The sequence below is a fragment of the Bacillus cereus group sp. BfR-BA-01380 genome (genome assembly GCF_022663535.1).
In the GTDB taxonomy this organism is placed as follows: Bacteria; Bacillota; Bacilli; order Bacillales; family Bacillaceae_G; genus Bacillus_A; species Bacillus_A cereus_BB.
Genome location: NZ_JAKUFS010000131.1, coordinates 1 through 223, shown reverse-complemented (window position 1 = coordinate 223; position 223 = coordinate 1). Strand labels below are relative to the sequence as shown.

The window sequence follows — 223 nt, the reverse complement described above, 5'->3', positions numbered from 1 at the left end:
TCATGATTCTTCTGATACGTTTCAAATTGTAGACAACCTTAAATTGACTCTCCAAAGTCATTTTGATTTGGCGTGCCCCTTTTTTTCGCTTTTTGAAATGTAATGCCTTTAGGATGATCTCTTTTGTAGTTTCATCTTCTTCATCTTTTCTCTTTCTTTGTTCTTGTGACTTCATTGAGAAATGATTATAATAACCACTTCTTGAAACTTCCGCTATTTTACA

The 223-nt window shown here is 32.7% G+C and carries 1 protein-coding gene; it reads right to left on the bottom strand.

The window, feature by feature from the left end:
- On the bottom strand, positions 1–223 hold a 223-nt coding region (locus MR076_RS27025; RefSeq protein ID WP_242225444.1), incomplete at both ends, for an IS3 family transposase.